Annotated in this window: 18 protein-coding genes; 9 read left to right on the forward strand and 9 right to left on the reverse strand. The window is 62.8% G+C overall.

Features of this window, described 5'->3' with window-relative positions; genetic code table 11:
- Positions 1-154: 154 nt before the first annotated feature.
- Positions 155-661: a hypothetical protein gene (locus tag BUA36_RS09650; protein WP_072783929.1), complete on the forward strand. Its 507-nt coding sequence runs from the start codon at positions 155-157 to the stop codon at positions 659-661.
- Positions 658-2,508, forward strand: a complete 1,851-nt coding sequence (locus BUA36_RS09655; protein ID WP_072783930.1) for a Mur ligase family protein — start codon at positions 658-660, stop codon at positions 2,506-2,508. Before BUA36_RS09650 ends, BUA36_RS09655 begins: the two co-directional genes overlap by 4 nt.
- Here the strand turns inward: BUA36_RS09655 and BUA36_RS09660 are convergent.
- From BUA36_RS09660 to BUA36_RS09680, 5 genes are all read right to left on the reverse strand, one after another.
- Positions 2,505-3,287 carry an isoaspartyl peptidase/L-asparaginase gene (locus BUA36_RS09660; RefSeq protein ID WP_072783931.1) on the reverse strand — a complete coding sequence of 261 codons (783 nt, stop codon included), beginning with the start codon at positions 3,285-3,287 and terminating at the stop codon, positions 2,505-2,507. The genes BUA36_RS09655 and BUA36_RS09660 overlap by 4 nt on opposite strands.
- A 2-nt stretch (positions 3,288-3,289) precedes the next feature.
- Positions 3,290-5,944, reverse strand: coding sequence for a cyanophycin synthetase (cphA, locus tag BUA36_RS09665; RefSeq protein WP_072783932.1), 2,655 nt, complete (start codon positions 5,942-5,944; stop codon positions 3,290-3,292).
- Between the two features lie 3 nt (positions 5,945-5,947).
- A complete protein-coding gene (locus tag BUA36_RS09670) occupies positions 5,948-6,760 on the reverse strand; it encodes a cyanophycinase (RefSeq protein WP_072783933.1) in 813 nt (270 codons plus the stop codon).
- Positions 6,761-6,768: 8 nt separating this feature from the next.
- Positions 6,769-8,253, reverse strand: coding sequence for an iron-containing redox enzyme family protein (locus tag BUA36_RS09675; RefSeq protein WP_072783935.1), 1,485 nt, complete (start codon positions 8,251-8,253; stop codon positions 6,769-6,771).
- Between the two features lie 128 nt (positions 8,254-8,381).
- The gene (locus BUA36_RS09680) at positions 8,382-9,503 is read right to left on the reverse strand and encodes a mechanosensitive ion channel family protein (RefSeq protein ID WP_072783937.1); all 1,122 of its coding nucleotides are present in this window, start codon (positions 9,501-9,503) and stop codon (positions 8,382-8,384) included.
- 230 nt (positions 9,504-9,733) lie between these two features.
- On the opposite strand from BUA36_RS09680, the gene BUA36_RS09685 reads away from it, so the two are divergent.
- Positions 9,734-11,263, forward strand: coding sequence for a PAS domain-containing hybrid sensor histidine kinase/response regulator family protein (locus BUA36_RS09685; RefSeq protein ID WP_084560084.1), 1,530 nt, complete (start codon positions 9,734-9,736; stop codon positions 11,261-11,263).
- 4 nt (positions 11,264-11,267) lie between these two features.
- On the opposite strand, the gene BUA36_RS09690 is transcribed toward BUA36_RS09685, so the two are convergent.
- Positions 11,268-11,732 (reverse strand): MarR family winged helix-turn-helix transcriptional regulator, encoded by a 465-nt coding sequence (locus BUA36_RS09690; protein ID WP_072783942.1) that lies wholly within the window; start codon positions 11,730-11,732, stop codon positions 11,268-11,270.
- Positions 11,733-11,763: 31 nt separating this feature from the next.
- Between BUA36_RS09690 and BUA36_RS09695 the strand changes: the two genes are divergently transcribed.
- On the forward strand, positions 11,764-12,471 hold the full coding sequence (locus tag BUA36_RS09695) for a siderophore-interacting protein (RefSeq protein WP_139260453.1): 708 nt from the start codon (positions 11,764-11,766) through the stop codon (positions 12,469-12,471).
- Positions 12,472-12,486: 15 nt separating this feature from the next.
- On the opposite strand, the gene BUA36_RS09700 is transcribed toward BUA36_RS09695, so the two are convergent.
- The gene (locus BUA36_RS09700) at positions 12,487-13,794 is read right to left on the reverse strand and encodes an MFS transporter (protein ID WP_072783945.1); all 1,308 of its coding nucleotides are present in this window, start codon (positions 13,792-13,794) and stop codon (positions 12,487-12,489) included.
- Between the two features lie 142 nt (positions 13,795-13,936).
- Here BUA36_RS09700 and BUA36_RS09705 point away from each other — a divergent pair, with 142 nt between their 5' ends.
- Both BUA36_RS09705 and BUA36_RS09710 read left to right on the forward strand, forming a co-directional pair.
- The gene (locus BUA36_RS09705) at positions 13,937-14,179 is read left to right on the forward strand and encodes a hypothetical protein (protein ID WP_072783947.1); all 243 of its coding nucleotides are present in this window, start codon (positions 13,937-13,939) and stop codon (positions 14,177-14,179) included.
- A 168-nt stretch (positions 14,180-14,347) separates the two neighbouring features.
- Positions 14,348-15,091 carry a Crp/Fnr family transcriptional regulator gene (locus BUA36_RS09710; protein ID WP_084560085.1) on the forward strand — a complete coding sequence of 248 codons (744 nt, stop codon included), beginning with the start codon at positions 14,348-14,350 and terminating at the stop codon, positions 15,089-15,091.
- On the opposite strand, the gene BUA36_RS09715 is transcribed toward BUA36_RS09710, so the two are convergent.
- Positions 15,088-15,294, reverse strand: a complete 207-nt coding sequence (locus BUA36_RS09715; protein WP_072783950.1) for a hypothetical protein — start codon at positions 15,292-15,294, stop codon at positions 15,088-15,090. The two genes, BUA36_RS09710 and BUA36_RS09715, sit on opposite strands and share 4 nt — an antisense overlap.
- Before the next feature lie 145 nt (positions 15,295-15,439).
- Between BUA36_RS09715 and BUA36_RS09720 the strand changes: the two genes are divergently transcribed.
- From BUA36_RS09720 to BUA36_RS09730, 3 genes are read left to right on the forward strand one after another with little or no spacing between them, the layout of a single operon-like run.
- The gene (locus BUA36_RS09720; RefSeq protein WP_072783953.1) at positions 15,440-16,387 is read left to right on the forward strand and encodes a fatty acid desaturase; all 948 of its coding nucleotides are present in this window, start codon (positions 15,440-15,442) and stop codon (positions 16,385-16,387) included.
- The gene (locus BUA36_RS09725; RefSeq protein WP_072783955.1) at positions 16,384-17,178 is read left to right on the forward strand and encodes a phosphate/phosphite/phosphonate ABC transporter substrate-binding protein; all 795 of its coding nucleotides are present in this window, start codon (positions 16,384-16,386) and stop codon (positions 17,176-17,178) included. The genes BUA36_RS09720 and BUA36_RS09725 overlap by 4 nt, the downstream gene beginning before the upstream one ends.
- Before the next feature lie 17 nt (positions 17,179-17,195).
- A complete protein-coding gene (locus tag BUA36_RS09730; protein ID WP_072783957.1) occupies positions 17,196-18,221 on the forward strand; it encodes an aldo/keto reductase in 1,026 nt (341 codons plus the stop codon).
- Here the strand turns inward: BUA36_RS09730 and BUA36_RS09735 are convergent.
- A complete protein-coding gene (locus BUA36_RS09735; RefSeq protein WP_229255655.1) occupies positions 18,218-20,182 on the reverse strand; it encodes a TonB-dependent receptor in 1,965 nt (654 codons plus the stop codon). The genes BUA36_RS09730 and BUA36_RS09735 overlap by 4 nt on opposite strands.
- Positions 20,183-20,220: the final 38 nt, after the last annotated feature.

Raw genomic sequence — 20,220 nt, forward strand, 5'->3', positions numbered from 1 at the left:
CGTGTCTTCATGGGAATTTGTGTCTATTCTGCAACGCATGTGAAATTCGTTGCATGTCAAGCTAGTGCCTGACCAGCGCCTGCACTCCCACCGTGCCCTGTCGCACAAAGGGCGGCAATCGTGCGACCTACAATCGCCGCAGAGGGGGAAGGATATGAAAAAACTCATGCTGGCGTTTGGCATCGTCCACGCCACGATTGCGCTGCTGTTTACTGCTGGCGCCTTGCTGTTGATTGCCATTGGCGCGCAGGTCGGCTGGCATGCGCTGCATGCGGACACCGGCCTGGCCGCTGCGCAGGAAGTGATCGAGGCAATCGGCATCCTGGCTGCCGCCGTGGTGGCGCTGCAGATCGCCGAAACCATTATTGAAGAAGAGGTGGTGCGGGACGCCGACATCAGCGCGCCGACGCGCGTGCGCCGTTTCCTGTCGCGCTTTTTCGTGGTGGTGGTAGTGGCATTGGCGATCGAAGGGCTGGTCGCGACATTCCGCGCCGTGCACGACGACGCCAGCGAGCTGCTCTATGTGGCCGCCCTGGTGGCCAGCGTTGGCGTGCTGCTCGCGGCGTGGGGGACGTTCATTTACCTGAACCGCTCGGCCGAAGAACTGGAACCGGCTGCCATGCAGGAAGCCCAAGCGGAAGACGAAAAACTCAAACCATGAAGATTATCCAACAGCGCCTGCTACGCGGCGCGAATATGTACCATGCCTTACCTTGCATCGCCGCCATCGTTGAGGCGGATGAAACGGCGGCCAACCGGATTGCCGATCTCACCCTGCAGTTGCAGCGCGAATGCGGACATGCCGTGAATTACGCCCGGACCGAGCCTGTGTCCGGCCATGCAGATCAATACCGTGTCATCGTCGAATACGCGATTGAGCATGTGGCGCAAGCTTCGCTGCGGACGGCGGTGGAGCTGGCAGCCCAGCCGCAGCCTGATATGGCAGCGGCGGTCGCCGGTCTGCGCCACTATGCCACGGAGATGGGCCTATCGCCGGCAATGCAGTCGCTGGCGGAGTCGGCACGCATCCAGGGCTTCCCGGTGCTGCGTGTCAGCGAACACGCAGGACTGCTGACGGTAGGATGGGGGAGCCGGCAGTCGCGTTTTATGGAGGGCGCGGGCCCTGACAACCGCCTGCTTGGCCACACCATCGCGCACGATGCCCAGCTGACGCGCGCCCTGCTATCGGAAGCATTGCTGGACAAGCCAGACGCGGATGCCGGCATGGTGGCAGCTAAAATCGGCGTTGGCGGGGATGACGATGTGCTGCTCGACCAGGCCACGCGCGTGACACACATGCTGGCCGAAGCGGAACATGGCCGCATCCCGGTAGTCGCCGTTACCGGCACCAATGGCAAAACCACCACCACGCTGATGATTGCACACGTGGCCCGCTGCGCCGGTCTGCGTACCGGTCACACCACCACCACGGGCGTTTTTGTCAACGGTCACCGCCTGTCACACGGGGACTGCACCGGTTACTGGTCGCATCGGGCGGTGTTGATGTCGCCGCAGGTGGACTATGCGGTGTTGGAGACGGCGCGCGGCGGCATCCTGAAGCGCGGCCTGGCCTATGACCGTTGCAGCGTTGGCGTACTGCTCAACGTGTCCGGCGATCACCTCGGCCTGGATGGCGTGGACACCGTCGAGGATCTGGCGCGCGTGAAATCGCTGGTAGTGCGCAGTGCAGCTGACGCGGTACTGAATGCGGACGATATACATTGCGTTACGGCGCAAGCGACACTGGCACCAGATACCCGCACCATCTTCTTCTCCATGCATGCGGATAACCCCGTTTTGCGCGCCCATCTGGAGCAGGACGGCTGCAGCGTCTGGCTGGAGCATGAAGTCATCATGCTGGGTACGGGAACGCGGCGACAGCCGGTGATGCCGGTCACGGACATTCCTGCAACGGTGGGTGGCCTCGCGCGCTATAACATTGCCAACGCGCTGGCCGCAACCGCCGCGCTGCACGCCACCGGCTTGAGTGTGGAGCAGATTGCATCGGGGCTGGCGTCGTTTGTCTCGGATGCGGCGACCAACCCGCTGCGCACCAATATTTTCAAGGTGGGCGATGTGCGGATCGTATTGGATTACGCCCACAACGCGGCGGCCTACACGGCATTGGGCGCGCTGACCCAGGGCATGGGCGGCAGCGTACTGGCCGTCGTCAGCTCGCCGGGCGACCGCCGTGACAGTGATTTATGCCACATCGGCGCCTGCTGCGCGGAGGCGTTTGACCGCCTGTTCGTGTACGAATCGTCCAGCCGGGGCAGGCCGCATGGCGAGGCTGCTGAACTCATCGCGGATGGCGCGCGCGCCGCAGGCTCGCGGGGTGTGGAAACCTTCAGCTCCGCCAGCGATGCGCTGCAACGTGCTTTTCGTGAATGCCGGGCCGGCGATGTGATGATGTTTTCATGCGGGACGACGATCGCGACGCTGATCGATGCGCTACGCATCATCGACCCGGCGGCGGCCGATGCCGTCGCAGAGCAGGCGGGCGCTTAGTCTGCGCTCAAGGTCCAGGCAGGCATGTCGCGGTTACTGGCGCTGCCTGCCTCGCTGGCAGTGACCGCAATCAGTCCCAAGTCAATTTTATGGTCCACCATGCCCAGGCCACGCTGTAGTGCTTGCGGCAGCGGTAGGCCGTCGGCCAGCCATTGATAGACCTCGCGCGCCAGCAAGTGCCGCATGATATGTTCACCGATGCCGGTAGCGGCAACGGCGCCTTTGGGACCGGCATAAAAGCCTGCGCCGATGATGGGCGTGTCGCCAACACGGCCCAGCGGCGACGGCGATGCGCCGCCGGTCGATCCGGCGACCGCAAACCGTCCTTCGCTGTCGCGTACTACGGCGCCGACGGTGTCGCAGCCGTCGGCACGCGCTGGCGAAGAGATGTTGGGCGCATCAAACACCGGATGACCTGACTGGCGGGCGAAGCGCAAAGCACCTTCGCCGCACAGCAGATGCTGCGGCGTGGCGGCCACGGCGCGCGCGACCTGTACCGGATTGCGCACCGTCTGCAAGCCCGCCACCGCGCCCAGCAGGCCGGTGGAGTCCATGACGGCGGCGTCCATTTGCACGCTGACGCCGTCGCTGCGCACTTTAGAGCCGATGCCGGCGTTGAAGCGGCCATCGTTTTCCAGCAGGACGACAGCAGCCACTGCCGCCTCCAGCGCGCCGGCGCCATCACGCAGCACTAACATGCCCGCCTGCGCGGCAGCGATACAACCATCCTCATATGCCTTGCTGGCGCCGGCGCCGCCGTGGACCACGATGGTTGGCATGGTCAGACCTGTGCCAGCGTTTCGCCGATACGTTCGGCACTGGCTGGATCGACCGGACGTAGCGCCTCTACCAGTTCGGATACCGAAGCGCCGCAGCAGTAAAGCAGCACGTCGCCAGGACGGCACAGCGCCAGGCCGCGGCGAAGTGCTTCGGCAGGATCGCTGTCGATGTAGATGCCGTCGGACGAACCGCGCGCGTTGCTGGCTGCTTCAAACATGATGCCGGCGCGTTCTCCGCGCTGGCGGCCACGGTGCTCGCTGGTCCATTCGTAGAACACGGCGTTGTCGAAGCCCTGTGCGCAAATCTGGCCGATCTGTTTGAAATGTTCGTCACGGCGATCGCCAGGGGAGGTGACTATCGCCACGGTGCGTTGCGCCGTCATGGCGCGTGCGGTGGCTGCCAGCGCGGAGAATGCCGCCGGGTTGTGTGCGTAGTCGGCGATTACCTGAACGCCGCCGACGTCATAGACATTGCTGCGCATAGGGTTGTTGCGTGCGTCCGAAACGAAGGTACGCAGCCCCGCGACGATCATCGGTGCACTGAGCTCGTTTGCCATCAGGGCGGCGGCTGCGGCCAGGCCGTTGGCGATATTGTGCTGTGCGCAGCCGCCCAGCGTGGATGGCATGTCGGCTGCTGCCAGCAAGCGTTGCGTGGATTTGCCATCGGCCAGCATGAGCGCACCTGACTCCAGCCATGCTGCGCGGCCACCGCGTTGCAAGTGCGCCTGCAATACAGGATGCGCGGCTTGGCAGCTGAAATAGATGATTTCTACCTGAGGGGACAGGCTGGCGCCGATGGCGACGCAGCGCTCATCTTCCGCGTTGAGCACCACGGCACGGCTGGCGGTTTCCACCACCACGGCCTTGACGCGCGCCAGTTGCTTCACCGTGTCCACGCCATCCATGCCCAGATGGTCGTCACTCACGTTGAGCAGTACGGCGACGTCGCAGCGGTCGAACGCCAGTCCGCGTTTGAGGATGCCGCCGCGGGCAGTTTCCAGAACGGCGAATTCCACTTCCGGCGCCGACAGCACGGTGCGCGCCGACCAGTAGCCGGTGCAATCGCCTTGCGCCACCGGCTGGCCGTTGATACTGACGCCCTCGGTGGTGGTGCAACCGGTGGCGATGCCAGCCTGGCGCAAGGTGTGTTCGATCATCAGCGTGGTGGTGGTCTTGCCATTGGTGCCGGTGATGGCGATAACGGGAATGCGGCCGTCGCTGTTGCCGAACATGGATTCGACGATGGCGGTACCGGCGTCGCGCGGCTTGCCGGCGCTCGGGTATTCATGCATGCGGATGCCGGGTGCGGCGTTGATCTCGATGATCGCGCCGTTGCGGCCGTCCAGCGGTACCGAGATGTCCTCGCAGACCAGGTCGATGCCAGCGACGTCCAGGCCGATCTTGCGCACGGCGCGTACACACATTGACAGCGTTTGCGGCGGCAGGCGGTCGGTGACGTCTTCGGCAGTTCCGCCGCTCGACAGGTTGGCGTTGCCGCGCAGGCGTACACGCTGCTGCGGCGCGGGAACGCTGTCGAAGTCCAGGCCCTGTTCGGCCAGTTCGGTGGCGGACAGGCCATCCAGTGGAATACGGGTCAGGATGTTGGTATGGCCCTCGCCGCGTGCCGGATTGCGGTTTTCTTGTTCCACTAGCTGGCGGATGGTCGAGGTGCCGTCGCCCACCACGGTCGGCGGCCGACGCAGCGCTGCGGCCACTACGCGTTCGCCGGCAACGAAGATGCGATAGTCGTCGCCCTTGATGTAACGCTCGACGATGATGGTGCGGCCATGTTCGCGCGCACGTTCAAAGGCCGTTTCCACTTCCTCCGGCGTGCCGCAGCGGGTGGTGACGCCACGTCCGTGGTTACCGTCCAGTGGCTTGAGCGTCACCAGGCCGCCCAGCTGGCGTGCTGCGCGCTGCGCCTGTTCGACGCTGCGCACGGTGACGCCTTCCGGTACCGGTACGCCTGCTTCCTGCAGCAGTGTCTTGGTCAGCTGTTTATCGCATGCGATTTCAACCGCGATGTGGCCGGTGTCGCCGGTGATGGTCGCTTGCAGGCGTTTTTGCTGTGCGCCCCAGCCTAGCAGGAACATATTGGCCTCCGGCGTCAGCCGCGCCACAGGAATACCCTGACGGCGCGCGGCGCGCACGATGGCGCCGCTGCTGGTGCCGATGGCCTGGCGCTCCGCCAGATCGCGCAACTCGGCCAGGCCTTCGTTGAGCTTTTGCTCCACGGCGTGGTCACCAGTGGCCAGGCCATGCGCCAGCGCCACGGCCAGTTCCACCGCATCGACGGCGACCTGTTCCAGTTCATAGGCGCACACCACGCGGTAGCGGCCCGGAACGTCTGCCACTTCATGCGTACGCCCCAGGTTGACCGGCGTACCGGCCAGGCATTGCAAAGTGATGGCCAGGTGTTCGGTGAGATGCGCAAGGCTGGTGCCTTCCTTCAGCGACTGTACGAAGCCGGCATACTTGCCCACCGGGCCGCGATGATCGTACAGCGACGGCAGCATGGCCAGCAGGCGGTCATTCAGGCCGGGGACGCTGGCGGTGGAGACATGTTGCAGTTCACCCAGATCGAGTACCGTCAGTACGCATGGCTGCGAGGAGTACAGGTTAGGGCCGCGCAGTACGCGTTGTTCGATGATATTCATGTTTCAATGTTCCTTGGTCAGATAATCGATAAAGTCAGTCAGTTCGCCTTCGCGGCGGAAGCAGGCGCCGGCCGGCAGCAGATGCAGGCGCGCGCCAAAAATATGGGGGACCTCGCCGGCCGGAATGTCCACGATGTTGGTGCGTGCATCGCGGCAGTCCACCACGGTGACGCAGCCTTCGCCGACCACTTCCAGGCCGTCGCTTTGGTGAACCACCAGCGCCGTGTTTTCATCGATGCCGGCGCCCAGCAGGAACGGGCTTTGCGTCACGACGCTGAGCAGGCGGTTGATGCGGTGGCGCTGTGCAAAGTGCTGGTCGATCACGACGCGCGGGACAAAACCCAGTCCTGCGGCAAGCCGTGCCGCGCCTTTTTCCGGCGCCAGGTCGGCGTGGCCTTCCGCCATCATGTGCGTGCACATGCCCGAGGCGCCGGCGCTGGTGCCGGCCAGGCAGGCGCCGTTTTCCCGCCAGGCCTGGCGCAGTGCGTTGCCGCAGCGGGTGCCGCCGATAATCGTCATCAGCCGTTTCTGATCGCCGCCGGTAATGAAGATCCCCTTGGCCGTCGCAATAGCGTGGGCCAGTTCCTCGTCTTCGGCTGCGGCGCGGTCGGCCATCGGCAGGTGGCGCACCTTGTGCGCGTGCAGGGCGTTGAAAGCGCCTTGGTACATCTCCCAGATTTTTTCCGGTACGGTGCTGGCGGCGGTCAGCACCACCAAGGGTTGATCTTCGCCACCGGACAGTTCAATAAACTTCTTGAGCACTTCCATATTGTCGGTGCGGTCTTCCGCTCCGCCGATAATCATCAGGCTACCCATGGGACTCCTCAGTTCATCAGTTGGCGGAACATGCGCGTGGCCATCAGGCCACTGGCGCTGTGGTGCAGGTCCGGCGACATATGCTTCATCAGTAGCTGCATTGCTGCCTGCTTGCTGCCAAGCGATGCGATTTGCTGTTCCAGCTGACGCAATTCCGCGCTGCTGGCGTTAAGGCTGTCGTTGGCCGCGTCGGACGCCGGGTGATGACGGATCACGCCGCGCTGTGGGCCGCCGCGTGGCGTGTGATGGACGCCCAGCGTGTCCAGCGTGCGCTGGCGCGCGCGGTAGCTTGGAATGCGCGCCGATGCTGCTGGCGCCTGGCCGGGTGGCGTGGCAATCCAGTCGCTGAGGATCTGTTGTTCGTAGGCGTTGAAGACGCCGAACATCTCGGCCCGCTCGCTCTGGATCAGCCGCCAGAAACGGCTGTTCTCTGCAGGCTGGCCGCGCTGTATCCAGCCTGCGTTTTCCAGCGCTGCCAGCATGTGCGGTATCTGCTGCGGATCGGCCAGCCAGTCGTTGATGCTGCGGCCACCCACCCGGCAGTAGTCCGAATGCATATTGTGGCCAACCACCGCCTTGGCGGCCATGATGCGTACCAGTTCCTGCTCCAGATCGAAGCCGGAAATGACGGAAGTAGTGCAGGAGCCCAGGTCGTTCAGGCGATAGCCGTCGTGGACGCGGCGCAGGAACGCTGCCGGATCGCCGCAGCGCGATAGCAGCTGGCGCAAGGCCTGCACAGCCATCTGCGCATGCCCGGTGCCGCCGTTATCGACCGTGACATGCAGTGTGAAGTAGTAGGGATCGATGCCCAGCTCATTCAGTTCGTAAGCGGTGATGAGCAGATGCAGTGGCAGCTGTTCGTAACCGAGGTTGTAGCCCACGATCTCCGGCAGATAGCGTTCGGCGTTGTAGGCCAGCGCGAGTTGAATCGCGCCCTGGATGAAGTGCTCGTCCGGTGCATCCTGCCATTGCTCGCAGCGGTGGCTGGCCAGAAGTTTTTTGTACAGCAGTACGTGGTTCTTGTCTGGTACGCCATCGCCGAGTTCTTCCAGGTAGGTTTCGATAAGCGGACGAAAATCCGTATCGTCCCAGTGCGCCAGCAGGCCATACAGCCAGGCGCCGTCCACCAGTTTGGTCGGCGCGACGTTTTGCAGGAAATGCAGCGCGTGGCCTTTGCCGCTGAAATAGCGGCGTGGCGCACCTTCGTGACGCGCTTGCAAATAGCTGCGGTAGGCGTCGCCAATACGTGCCGAGCGCTTGACCATCCATGCGGTCATATCGTCCAGATGCTCGGGCAGATCGTCGCATAGCTGGCGCGCTTCCAGCAGGCGTTGATCGAGCCATGCGCAGGCCAGGGTGTTGGCCGCGCCTTGCGCCGGGCCGGCGTTGAGCAACTGGTAGACCGCCTTGGCGGTGGTGGTGGCGGTAGAGGTGGCGTCGCCGGTGTCGGCAGTCGCCGGGCAAGCGTCAACAGCATGCGCGAGCAGAGTCATTATTATTTCCGTGTGTAGGTTGAATGCACCACCATGGGGCGGTGCATCGGTGAAGGGATTATCGGTGCGCAGTCCAGACTGTCACATCGGTGCCGCTCCTGTGCGCGTGTAAGAAAAGGCTTACGTCATCAGTGAGGGCGCGTCTTCATTTCACGCTCAGGCAGCAGTTGCTCGTTGGCGGCTTCCGTACCCTGCTCGAATACGAGGCGGCGGGTGGCGGCATTGGCGTCGATGCCCAGGTCGGCAAAGGCCTGGAGTGCATCGAGCAGCACCGCCTGCTGGGCGTTCATATAGCTGAGGTAGGAGGAATTCAGCACGTAGAACACCAGCTCATATTCCAGCGCGTCCTGGCTGATGGACTTGAGGTGCACGCGGTCGGCACGCACGTCCGGCTGGCGTTCGACAATCGCCCTGAGTGCGTCGGGCACCTTGGCGGCTTGCTCGGGCGGCGTCGCCGGGTTGATGCGCAGCGAGAACTGCACGCGCCGGGTTTGCATGCGTTTGTAATTGCGCACCGTATTCTTGAGCAGCTCTGCATTGCCGATGACGATTTGTTCGCCGCTGTCGGAACGGATGCGGGTGGTCTTGAGGCCGACATGCTCCACAGTGCCGGAGACATTGGTGATGGCAATTGCGTCGCCCACTTCAAACGGTTTGTCGACCGCGATGGCCAGTGAGGCGAACAAATCGCCCAGCACGTTTTGCACCGCCAGCGCGACGGCAATCCCGCCGATGCCCAGGCTGGCGACCAGCGCCGACACATTGATGCCGAGGTTGGACAGCGCTGCCAGCAGGAAAATCACCCACAGTGTGGTCTTGAGCGCCCACACCATGAGGGTATTGGCGACGGTGGTCGGCGATTGCTCGTCTTCGGCATGGCTGCGGAAATAGCGGCGCGCACCCAGTGTGACGGCACGGTCCAGGTACAGTACCAGCTGCAGTCCCAGTACAATAAACCACAGGTGGCGTAACCGTTCTTCCCACACCACCGGCAAGTCCAGCGTGTTCAGGCCAGTCATGATGGCGATGGCCAGTACCGCCAGTGTACTGGTACGGTTGAGTGAGGATTTGAGCAGCTCTGCTAGCGGGCGATCGGCGCGTCCTGGCTGTTCATGCTTGCACAGGCGCCGCCGCAGCACGCGTAAAAACAACTGGATAGCGAGGAAGGTGATGAGGGCAGTAGCAGCGGCAAGGATCAGCGCTTCGCCGTCCAATTGCGAAAACGGTGCCAGATAACGTTGGATATTCAAAACCAGACTCCTGTCAGATGGCGGTAAGCGCCTCATCTTAGGCGGCTGGCTGACACCGTTCTGTTCGTTGCATCACATCGCTATGTCATCCATGGTTTAATTTCCGAGGGGAAAAATCCCTGTGGCCGGCAGTTTTTTTGCAGTTGTCCAGGACGAACGATTGAAGAAGTGTGCGTGGTTTTTGTTTGCTCTCAAGTAAAATTCATGTTGAGTAGCGAATAAGGATGACTATGCAGCAAAGTGCCCAGCCCAGTGTCGTTGCGATCGAAGCCGAACGGTTCCGCCAATTTATTATGGGGGTGACTGACTACGCGATCTATATGCTCTCACCGCAAGGCGTGGTCGTGACCTGGAACGCGGGCGCGCAGCGTTTCAAGGGCTATCATCCGGACGAAATCATCGGCCGGCATTTTTCCATGTTCTACACGCCAGAGGACCAGGCGGCGGGGCGGCCGGCGCGGGCGCTGGAGCTGGCGCGCACCACCGGCAAGTTCGAAGACGAGGGCTGGCGCGTGCGCAAGGATGGCAGCCGTTTCTGGGCCAGTGTGGTGATCGATCCGATTGTCGATCCGCACGGCGAGCTGCTGGGCTTTGCCAAGATCACCCGCGACATCACCGAACGCCGCGTCGCTGCCGAACAGCTGGAGCGCGCCCGCGAGGCCTTGTTCCAGTCGCAGAAGCTGGAAGCCATCGGCAAGCTCACGGGCGGCATCGCACATGACTTTAATAATCTGCTCAGCGTCATCATGAATGGGCTGGAGCTGCTGCGCCTGTCCAAGGAGCCGGCCATCATCGCCAAATCCGTCGATACCATGGCGCGTGCGGCGCAGCGCGGCGCCTCGCTGACCCAGCAACTGCTGGCCTTCGCGCGCCAGCAGCCGCTCAAGCAGGAGGCGCACGACATCGGCCGCGTGATCCGTTCGTTCGAGTCGGTACTGCACCGCGCGCTGCCGGATGCCATGCATTTGTCTCTGCAGATGGAGGCCGACCTGCCGCAGGCCATGATCGATCCGACGCAGTTCGAGGCGGCGCTGCTCAATCTGGTGGTCAATGCGCGCGACGCGATGAAGGAAGAAGGCGAGGTGATGATCGACCTGGCCGCCGTCACCCTGGCCGATAACGAGGTGGATCGCCTGTCTGCCGGCCGCTATGTGCGCGTGGTCGTGAAAGATAGCGGCGAAGGCATGACGCCGGAAACCATGACGCGTGCCATTGAACCGTTCTTCACCACCAAGGAAGTGGGCAAGGGCACGGGACTGGGCCTGAGCCAGGTTTACGGTCTGGTGCAGCAATGCCACGGTGCGTTGACGCTGGACTCGCGGCCAGGGGCGGGGACGTCGGTGTCGCTGTATTTCCCGGCGCTGCCCGCACAGCAAGAGTCGAATCTGAATCAGACGGGCGCCGGTGCGGAGAAAGTGCTGCTGGTCGATGACCAGCCCGAGGTGCTGGAAACGGCCATCAGCCTGTTCAGCCATCTCGGGTATGAAGTGCTGTCGGCGCATAATGGCATGCAGGCGCTGGAAACGCTGCGCCGTACGCCGGATATCGCCATCCTGTTCTGCGACGTGGTCATGCCCGGCATGAGCGGCGTGGAACTGGGCAAGGCGGTGCGCAGTGACTTCCCCAGGGTGAAGATCGTGCTGGCATCGGGCTACGTCACCTCTTCACTGCGCGATGAAATGCCGGACATCGGCAGTTTTGAACTCATCGCCAAACCTTACCGCCTGAGTGACCTGATTCGTACGCTGAAGGCGTTGTAGCGGCTCAGAGGCCGTCGCCATCCGCTTCCAGGTTGTCGCGGATCTGTTGTAGCAGCGCTTGCAGTTGCGTCAGCTGTGCGGCCGACATGCCATCCACCGCTGCGCTGGAGGCCTGCGTGCCGAGTTGATTGAGACTATTGAAGATTTTCTGGCCTTGTGCGCTCAGCGTCAGGCGGGTGATGCGGCGGTCCGCCTGGTCGGCGGCAGCGTCCAGCAGTTCCTTGTCGCGCAGGCCTTTGAGCAGGCGCGCCAGCTGCGCCTTGTCGCGGCCGGAATGGGCGGCCAGGTCGCCCTGCGTGGCGCCGGGGTGGCGCGAGAAAAAGCCCAGCGCCTTGTATTCCATATGGGTGATTTCATGCGGCGTGTCGCGCAGGCCGCGCAGCTGGCGGGCGCGGTACAAATGCATGATCGAATGGATGGCGTCAAACACCTGTTCCGATTGGTTGACTTTATTAACTTGTTTTGCCATAATGGGTGATATTATCAACTAATTGAGATCGATGATGAACAATCGTATTCAGCGTGTGCGGCACGAAATCAAACGGCGGGAAGTTGAAGTGGTCAATGTCCAGCATCTGACCCCGAACTACGTCAGCGTAACATTCAAAGGCGAGACCTTACACGATTTCGTCTCCGCTTCCTATGACGACCATGTGAAATTCATGCTCAGCGACGCGGACCGGCGCGATTTCACGCCGCGCAGTTTTGACAACGTTGCGGGCGAGCTAACCATCGAGTTTGCGCTGCACGCGACCGGCGCCGCCTCTGACTGGGCACGTCAGGCCGCGCCCGGGCAGACCGCCGTCATTGCCGGTCCGCGCGGTTCGATGATTATCCCCATGGACTATGCCTGGCACGTGCTGGCCGGCGATGCCACCGCGCTGCCGGCGATACGCCGCCGCCTGGAAGAGCTGCCCGCAGACGCCAGGGTGCAGGTGCTGGTGGCCGGGGAAGAGGCGGCCACGCTGGTGTTCCGTAGCGAAGCGCAAGTCAACTTGCAGCGCTATACCGATGCAGAGACGCTGCTGAATGCCATCCGCGCGCTGTCACTGCCGGATGGCGATGGCTTCTTCTGGTTTGCCGGTGAAGCTGCCGCCGCCGCACAAGTGCGCGACATGGTGTTTGGCGACAAAGGGCATCCGCGCGAGGCGGCCCGGATCTCGGCGTACTGGAAGCAGGGCGCTTCCGGCCACCACGAGGATCTGTAAGCGCCAGTGCCAGCCTTATGCTGGCACTGGCGCCGCTGCTAACGGCGAACGCTGGACAAACAATGCGGTCAGCATGCCGATTACGCAGACGCCCATCACGTAGTAGGCCGGGCCGAGCGGATCGTTTTTCATCATCAGCGTGACCACGACCGGCGTCAGGCCGCCAAAAATGGCGTAGGACAGGTTGTACGAGAACGACAGGCCGGTAAAGCGCACCTGGGCCGGGAAGGCCTGCACCAGCACGCAAGGCACGGCGCCGACCACGCCGACGCAGAAGCCGGTCAGGCCGTACAGCGGCAACAGCAGCTCGGGCTGGGTGCGCAGCGTGGTGTAGAACACGTAGGTGCAAATTGCCAGCAGCAGGGAGCCCACGAACAGCACCGGCTTGGCGCCCAGCCGGTCGGCCAGCACGCCGTAGGTGATGCAACCCAGGGCCAGGCCCAGCGTGGCGACGGTATTGGCGATCAGCGAAGTGCGCGCGTCGATATGGTAGACCTTTTGCAGCAGCGCGGGCGTCATCAGGATCACCACCACGATGCCGGCCGACAGCAGCCAGGTCAGCAGCATGGAAATCACTGTGGCGCTGCGATGGTTGCGCAGCACGGCTTTCAACGGCATCTCGCCAGCCAGCGCCTTGCGTTGTGCCATCTCGGCAAATACCGGCGTTTCGTGCAGCCAGCGGCGCAGATACATGGCGCCCAGGCCAAACACGCCACCCAGCAGGAAGGGCATGCGCCAGGCACCGGCCAGCACTTCATCCGGTTTGTAGGCGGTGTTGAGGGCGGTCGCTACCAATGAACCCAGCAGGATGCCGAAGGTCAGGCCCGCGGTCAGCACGCCGCAGGCGTAGCCCGTGTAGCGCGACGGTACGTGCTCGGACACGAACACCCAGGCGCCCGGCACTTCGCCGCCGACCGCCGCGCCTTGCAGCACGCGCATCAGCAACAGCAGCAGCGGCGCGGCCAGGCCGATGTTGGCGTAGGTCGGCAGCAGGCCGATGGTCAGCGTCGGCACTGCCATCAACAGGATCGACAGTGTAAACATGCGCTTGCGGCCCAGCAGGTCGCCAAAGTGCGCCATGACGATGCCGCCCAGCGGCCGCACCACGTAGCCGGCGGCGAAGATGCCAAAGGTCTGTAGCGAGCGCAGCCAGTCCGGCATTTCGGCCGGGAAGAACAATTGGCCGATGGCGTTGGCAAAGAAGACGAAGATGATGAAATCGTAGAATTCCAGCGCGCCGCCCAGGGCGGCAAGGGACAGGGTTTTGTAGTCCTGGCCGGTCAACGGGCGTGCCGCATTGGCCGGGAAGGTGGTGTCGGTCATGTGCAGGTCTCTTCTTGTAGTTGGATGACGTGTGTAGCATACGGTATTCTGGCCGCCATCGTTACAACTTAGTGCGTTCCCGCACGGCGCTCCCTGCGGTAGAATCCGAAAATTGGATTTCGTCCATCAACAGGAGGCAGAAATGTCTACCAAGCAAACTTTTCGCCCGGACTTTCAGTCGTCCGAGGTGGTAGAGGCCGGCATTGAGCTGGCTGACCAGGTTGGCCCCGAGAGTGCGGCCGAATACCTCAGCCACCGTGGCGTACTGGAAAGCGTGATCAAACGCGTTATTTCCGAGCCGGAACATCGCCGCAATCCGGGCCGCCTGCGGTCGCGCGATGAGCGGCTCATCGAAGAGGGCAGCCGCTTTAAATACATTCCTTAAAGCAATCGATTGCGTTGCGTGGCCGCTACCTTATTGCCGGGGTAGGAATAGGCCCACAAACTACTATGTTCCTAACCTACATAAGGCGTGACTGTGCTCCTATAATCCAGCGTACATAGCGCGGCTATAGTGTTAATCATCCAACACAGACCTGAGATGAGGAACGCCATGTACGCAGCCAACCAGACTTCCGTTTCCGCCAGCATCCCACGGGCGATGCAAAACACCGCCGCACCAGCGATCAGCCTGACCGGCGCCCAGCAAAACGAACTGCTGCGCGCACTGTCGCGTGAAGAGTTGCTGGATCTGTTCGTGCACCTGGATCTGGTTCCGCTGGAAGCAGGCAAACGCTTGTTTGAAGGTGGCGGAGCGATGGAATACGCTTACTTCCCGACCAACGCCATCGTCTCGCTGCAGTACGTGACGGAAGACGGCGGCGCCGCTGAAGTGGCGGTGGTCGGCCGCGAAGGCGTGGTCGGCGTCACCATGTATGAAAACGAACGCGCCAACTGCTGCGCCGTGGTGCAGACCGCAGGCTACGGCTACCGCATCAAATCGGCCGTACTGCGCCAGGCCTTCTTCAGCGGCGGCGCGCTGGCGCAACAGCTGATGCGCCATACCAGCGCGCTGTTTGCCCAGCTGGCCCAGACCGTGGCTGGCGTGCGTCACGGCAGCATTGAACAGCGCCTGTGCCGCTGGCTGCTGGAGCGCCTGGACCGCTCGCTGTCGAACGAACTGAAAGTGACGCAGGAGATGATCGCCAATATGCTGGGCGTGCGCCGTGAATCCATCACCTGCTGCGCCGGCAAGCTGCAGGAAGAAGGCCTGATCGAATACCGTCGCGGCACCGTTACCGTCATCGACCGTCATGCCATGGAGCGCCGCGCTGGCGGCTGCTACTCCCCAGTCTAATGCAGGTAACGCGGCGCATGCTGGAGCTGATCCAGCTTGCGCTGCACCAGCTGATACCACGCCTGCGCCCAGCGCGCCGCTGATTGCGATTCTTCCAGCGTCGCCGCCGATATCGTCCGCCGTACCGCCACCATCTGCCTGTGCATTGCATAAGCGGCAGGGTGGTATTTGCGTGGTTTGATGATGTTGGTTTGCGTATCCATGACTGCAATTGTGCGCGCCGCACCTGGCTGCGGCTGTACGCTGTCTCACCTACACAAAATCCGCATAAAGAAGCGCGATTTAATTCGTTTCCACCATTGGCAGCGCTACCTATACTCGGCCCTGAGATGATTACCGAGGGTAGCGATGCAGGCCTGGATAGACGCACAGCAGCAAGCCGAAGTTGTCGCCGAACGTACCCGTACGTTCTGGCGCGGTGAATGGCCGACCTGGATGCTGATTGTGGTGATCCACGGCGGCTGGCTGGCGACACTGGCCTGGTGGCCGGTGCTGGGGACGCCGCTGGCGACCTTGCTCATGATCTGGTGGTGCGCCTGGTATATGTCGCTTCAGCATGAGCTGATTCACGGCCATCCCACGCGCTGGCCGTGGCTCAACCGCCTGTTTGGCTATGTGCCGCTGGCGGTATGGTATCCATATGAAATCTACCGCGAGACCCACCTGCGTCACCATGATGATTTCAACCTGACCATGCCGGCACTGGACGCCGAAAGTACCTATGTGTCGCCTGCCGAGTGGGCGGCGATGAGCAAACCGCTGCGCGCCATCCACTGGCTGAACAAGACCTTCTGGGGACGGCTGGCGGTCGGCCCGGCACTGGCCATCACGACGACGTGCGGTGGCGCGGTACGCAAGCTGGCGCGCGGTGATCTGCGCGATGCCGGTGTCTGGCTGCGGCATCTGGCCTTGCTGGCCGCCTTGCTGTGGTGGGTGGAGACGGCGTTTGGCGTATCGGCGCTGTGGTACGTGCTGGCGATTTCATATCCGGCGCAATCGCTGGCGATGATACGCTCCTATTACGAACATCGTCCGGCTGAGGACCACAAGCAGCGCATTGTGCTGAATGAAGCAGGCCTCGTGTTCCGCCTGCTGTTCCTGAATAATAATCTGCACCTGGTGCATCACGACCTGCCATCATTGCCGTGGTATTTACTGCCGCGTGTGTATGAAGCGCGCCGCGCGGCCTATAATGCCCGCAGCGGCGGCTTCCAGATCAACGGTTACGGTGAGCTGATGCGCCGCTTTGGCTTCCGTCCGATTGACGCACCTGTCCACCCGCGCATGCCCGAATGAACTGGAAAGCTGCACTGCCGATGTATAACCTGTCGCCCCGCATCCAGCGGGAGTACGAGGCATTGCTGGCGCGTCTGCTGGTGGATGGCGGCGTGCGTGACAGGGTGGAGCTGCTGGCCGCGCCGGAGCTGCATGCGTTCTGGCGGCGTCCCGACACGCTGGTCTCGCAGACCTGCGGCTATCCCTACATGACCATGTTGCGCGGCGAGGTGACGCTGCTGGCCACGCCATCCTTCGCATTCTTCGGCTGTGAGGGCAGCGACTACTCAAGCCTGATCGTGGTGCGCGCCGGCAGCAGGGCGCAGACGCTGGCCGATCTGCGTGGCGGCATTGCCGCCGCCAACGATGTACATTCCAACAGCGGCATGAACGTGCTGCGCCACGCCGTGGCGCCGCTGGCGCGCGATGGCCGGTTCTTTGGCGAGGTCAAATGGTCGGGCAGCCACGTCGCCAGCTTGCGCATGGTGCGCGATGGCGAGGCGGACGTTGCCGCCATCGACTGCGTTACGTATGGCTATCTGCTTGACGCCGCGCCAGACAGCGTAGCTGGCGTCAGGATTTTGCAGAGCTCCGCGCCGTCGCCAGGATTGCCGCTGGTGGCCGGGCGCGATGTGCCATCAGACCTGATCGACCGTCTGCGTGCGGCATTATTGGCGCCCAGCCCAGCGCTGCGCGCGCACATGACGGCGCTGCGTATCAACGGCTTCGAATATCGTGCCGAAGAAGACTATCAGCGTATCCTGCACATCGAGGCGGCGGCGGAGCGCGCCGCCTACCCGCTACTCATGTAGTTGAATGGAGGTTCATCATGAATTTCAAGCGTCTAGGAAAATCTGGCCTGCGGGTGCCGGAGCTGAGTTTTGGCACGGCGACCTTTGGTGGTGGCAATGACTTTTTCAAAGCCTGGGGCAGCACGGATACCAGCGGCGCCGCGCGCCTCATCGATGTCTGCCTTGAGCATGGCGTGTCGATGTTCGATACCGCCGATGTCTATTCGGACGGTCTGGCGGAACAAATCCTCGGCGAGGCCATCAAGGGCAAGCGCAATCGCCTGCTGATCTCGACCAAGGTCACTTTCCCTACCGGCCAGGGGCCGAACGATTACGGTTCCTCACGCCAGCACATCATCGAAGCCGTCAACAAGTCCTTGCAGCGCTTGCAGGTAGAGCATATCGACCTGCTGCAGCTGCACGGCCAGGACTACAACACGCCCGTCGAAGAAACCCTGTCAACGCTGGATCAACTGGTCCGCGAAGGCAAGGTGCGCTACGTCGGCGCCTCCAATTTCTCCGGCTGGCACTTGATGAAGTCCCTGGCGACCTCGGAGCGCTATGGCTATCCGCGTCACGTGGCGCATCAGATTTACTACTCGCTGCTCAACCGCGACTATGAGTGGGAACTGGCGCCGCTGGCGGAAGACCAGGGCGTGGGCGCCGTGGTCTGGAGTCCGCTGGGCTGGGGCAAACTGACGGGTAAAATCCGCCGCGGCCAGCCTGCCAAGCCGGGCACGCGCGCACATGATATCGCCGGCACCGGGCCGCACTTCGAAGAAGAACGCCTGTTCCGCATTATCGATGCGCTGGACGTGGTGGCCGAACAAACCGGCAAGTCGATCCCCCAGATTGCCCTCAACTGGCTGCTTGGCAAGCGCACCGTGTCCAACGTGATTATTGGCGCGCGCGACGAGAAGCAGCTCATCGAGAATATTGGCGCCACCGGCTGGTCGTTGACGCCGGAGCAGAACGCGCTGCTGGAAGCCGCCAGCGATGTGCCGCCGGCCTACCCGGTCTGGCATCAGCGCAGCTTTGCCATCCTCAACGAGCGCGACGCCTAGAAGTTTTTAATCAGCGTCGCCCGCAGCGACCGCGATTCGATAGGATGGAAGTGGATGTCAGCCACTGGCGCCGCTTCTCCCTTCAACTGCGATTCATAGTAGTAGTCGATCGCCGAATCGCGCCGGTTGGTGATGTTGAAGGCTTCCAGCTCCAGCGTCAGTCCCTTGCGTATCTTCCAGCCGATGCGGCCATTCAGCGTCATGCTGGCTTGCGAGCGGACGCTGTTATCTTCAAGCAGCGGACGGGGGCCGAAATAGCGCAGCTTCAATGAGCCGGACCATGGCCCGCCATCGTCCACGGTCACCGCCAGCTGGCCAGTGCCTTCAATCGCGCCGGGGATGTAGCTGCCTTCGTCCTGTTGGCCACGCGAGCGAGCGCGGGCATAGGCCAGGTCCAGGTCCACCGACAGCCATTTCAAGGGCTTGTAATAGTTGGAGAATTCCACCCCATAGCGGCGGCTTGGCGGGCCGGCTTCGGTACCGCCTGCATCGCCCACGTAGGTCAGCTCAGAATCGAAGTCGAGGCGATACAGGGACAGCGAAGTCTGCAAGCCCGGCAGCCATGCCGTGCGGGCGCCAAGTTCCATGCCACGTGAACGTACCAGCGGCTGCACCTTGTCGGCCGCCAGTCCGGTCTTGGGATCGATGGTGATGACCGTGCCGCGCGCATCGTTGCTATGGAAGCCGCTGCCGACGTTGGCGTAGACCTCGGCGCTTTGCCATGGCCCGTAGATCAGGCTCAGACTCGGACTGGCCAGATGGTCGCTGCTCTTGCCCGAATTGGCGGCGATGCTGCTCTGCACGTCGAAGCGATAGCTGTCCAGCCGGACGCCCGCCACCGTGCGGAAGGCGGTATTCCAGCGCGTGTTATTTTCAAGGTAGACGGCGGCACTGGACTCAACGATGTGGTCTTGCCGCGTGGTCGACAGCGGGCGGCGCGCCTGCGTGCTGTAGAGCCCATTGAAGATGTTGTCGTTCTGGAGCTGCACGCCGACAGTGGTTTCGCTGTTGCCGGTGTCGGTGTGCTGGTGCCAGCTGTGCGAGGCATTCAGGCCGCTCGTCACGCGCTTGTCCGGCTGTGCAAACTGGTCGCCGTGCACCGGATCTTCCATGAAGTAGGTGAAGTCGGACCACAGGTCCAGCTGGTTGGCGATGATGTAGGCGTTGACTCTGGAGGCGCTGTCTTCCGCCGTACGGCGCCATGCGCCGGAAAGGCTGTAGCGATGGGCCTTGCCGCCATCCGTATTGTCGATGGCGTCGTTGCGGCCAAGCTGGCCTTCCTGCACGGCGCGCAGTGGAATCTGGTCGGTGGCGTTCCAGTCGGCCTTGTACGCCATCAGGCTGAGATTGAAACCGTTATTGGCGTAGCCTTCGCTGTAGCGCAGCACCGCGTTCAGTTTTTGATAGTCGTCGGGACGCGTGAACGGGCCGTCGTTGTGCAGGGCTTCGATCGCGTACAGCAGGCTGCCGCGCTGCGTCTCCAGCGAATTGGCCACCATTGCGCGGCCATAGCCATTCTGCCCGCCGGACACGCTGGCGACGCCTTGCAGCAAGCGGTTGGCATACACCACCGACGCGGCGCCTGCGGAGGCGAAATCGCCTTCTTCGGCGGAGTAGGGACCTTTTTTGTAGTCCAGCCGCACGGCCAGTTCGGGTATCAGGAAATTCAGGTCGGTCCAGCCCTGGCCATGGGCGTGGCTGCGCTGGTTGACGGGCATGCCGTCGACGCTGGTGCGCAAGTCCGTGCCATGATCGAGATTGAAACCGCGCAGATAAAACTGATTGGCCTTGCCTTCGCCGCTATGCTGGCTGACGATCAGGCCGGGCGCCGCTTCCAGAATCTCGCCGGGACGATAAACGGTGCGTGCCGCCAGTTCCTCCTGCGTTACCGTGCCGGCGCTGGCGGCATCGGCAACGCCAAGCTGGTTGGTGCGCGAACCGTCCACCAGGATGCGCTGCATGATCTGGTCATCGGCATGGGCCGAGCCCAATGCCAGCA

The sequence above is a fragment of the Duganella sacchari genome (assembly GCF_900143065.1).
GTDB classification, from domain to species: Bacteria; Pseudomonadota; Gammaproteobacteria; order Burkholderiales; family Burkholderiaceae_D; genus Rugamonas; species Rugamonas sacchari.

Coding starts and splice junctions, on each gene's coding strand:
- BUA36_RS09650 (WP_072783929.1), top strand. CDS start 155: ATGAAAAAACTCATGCTGGCGTTTGGCATCGTCCACGCCACGATTGCG.
- BUA36_RS09655 (WP_072783930.1), top strand. CDS start 658: ATGAAGATTATCCAACAGCGCCTGCTACGCGGCGCGAATATGTACCAT.
- BUA36_RS09660 (WP_072783931.1), bottom strand. CDS start 3,287: ATGCCAACCATCGTGGTCCACGGCGGCGCCGGCGCCAGCAAGGCATAT.
- cphA (WP_072783932.1), bottom strand. CDS start 5,944: ATGAATATCATCGAACAACGCGTACTGCGCGGCCCTAACCTGTACTCC.
- BUA36_RS09670 (WP_072783933.1), bottom strand. CDS start 6,760: ATGGGTAGCCTGATGATTATCGGCGGAGCGGAAGACCGCACCGACAAT.
- BUA36_RS09675 (WP_072783935.1), bottom strand. CDS start 8,253: ATGACTCTGCTCGCGCATGCTGTTGACGCTTGCCCGGCGACTGCCGAC.
- BUA36_RS09685 (WP_084560084.1), top strand. CDS start 9,734: ATGCAGCAAAGTGCCCAGCCCAGTGTCGTTGCGATCGAAGCCGAACGG.
- BUA36_RS09690 (WP_072783942.1), bottom strand. CDS start 11,732: ATGGCAAAACAAGTTAATAAAGTCAACCAATCGGAACAGGTGTTTGAC.
- BUA36_RS09695 (WP_139260453.1), top strand. CDS start 11,764: ATGATGAACAATCGTATTCAGCGTGTGCGGCACGAAATCAAACGGCGG.
- BUA36_RS09700 (WP_072783945.1), bottom strand. CDS start 13,794: ATGACCGACACCACCTTCCCGGCCAATGCGGCACGCCCGTTGACCGGC.
- BUA36_RS09705 (WP_072783947.1), top strand. CDS start 13,937: ATGTCTACCAAGCAAACTTTTCGCCCGGACTTTCAGTCGTCCGAGGTG.
- BUA36_RS09710 (WP_084560085.1), top strand. CDS start 14,348: ATGTACGCAGCCAACCAGACTTCCGTTTCCGCCAGCATCCCACGGGCG.
- BUA36_RS09715 (WP_072783950.1), bottom strand. CDS start 15,294: ATGGATACGCAAACCAACATCATCAAACCACGCAAATACCACCCTGCC.
- BUA36_RS09720 (WP_072783953.1), top strand. CDS start 15,440: ATGCAGGCCTGGATAGACGCACAGCAGCAAGCCGAAGTTGTCGCCGAA.
- BUA36_RS09725 (WP_072783955.1), top strand. CDS start 16,384: ATGAACTGGAAAGCTGCACTGCCGATGTATAACCTGTCGCCCCGCATC.
- BUA36_RS09730 (WP_072783957.1), top strand. CDS start 17,196: ATGAATTTCAAGCGTCTAGGAAAATCTGGCCTGCGGGTGCCGGAGCTG.
- BUA36_RS09735 (WP_229255655.1), bottom strand. CDS start 20,182: ATGCAGCGCATCCTGGTGGACGGTTCGCGCACCAACCAGCTTGGCGTT.